This is a genomic window from Kineosporia sp. NBRC 101677 (assembly GCF_030269265.1).
Classification (GTDB): Bacteria; Actinomycetota; Actinomycetes; order Actinomycetales; family Kineosporiaceae; genus Kineosporia; species Kineosporia rhizophila.
Genome location: NZ_BSTA01000044.1, coordinates 1 through 681, shown reverse-complemented (window position 1 = coordinate 681; position 681 = coordinate 1). Strand labels below are relative to the sequence as shown.

Here is a 681-nt window from a genome sequence, read left to right as displayed (position 1 = left end):
TCATGGTGGTTCCGGCCGCGAAACCGTAGCCTGCACCGGAGATCGCCAACAGTTGCGGCAGAAGAAAGACCACCATCCCGAAGCTGACCGTGATCACCAGGGTGAGCACGGCGCCCTGCCACATCGCAGGCCGGGCCAGCATCCGCAGATCGACCATGGGCGCCACCGCCCGCCGCTCGACCGCGACCCAGGCTCCGGCCAGAGCAACCACCAGCAACGCGAGCGCACCCATCGCGATCGGGGGCAGCGCAGCACTGGTCACCGACACCAGACCAATCATCAGCGCCAGCAGCGTGGCGCTCAGCAGCACCACCCCGGGCCAGTCGATCGGGCCGTCAGAGCCGGTCGGCTCATCTGCGGGCATCACCCGGATCACCGCCAGCGTCGCCGCCCCCACAGCAATCGTGGGCAGCGCGAACATCCACTGCCAGGAGAGCAGTTCGGCGATCGGCCCGGCGATCAGAGTGCCGATCATGCCGCCACCGGTGAACAGCGACACCACCACCCCGATCGCCGCCTGCGAACGCCCGGCCGGAAGATGCCTGCGCGCCAGAATGAACGACAACGGCAGCGCACCCACCATGGCGCCCTGCAGGAGTTGCCCCAGCAGCAGCACCGGCAGACTCGGGGCGATCGCGGCCAGCAGCCCACCGGCCGAGACCACCGCCATCAGCCACACCA

At 69.2% G+C, this 681-nt stretch carries 1 protein-coding gene; it reads right to left on the bottom strand.

Annotation, left to right across the window (positions count from 1 at the left end):
• A partial coding sequence (locus QSK18_RS35655) for an MFS transporter (RefSeq protein ID WP_285628987.1) occupies positions 1-681 on the bottom strand: 681 nt, incomplete at both ends.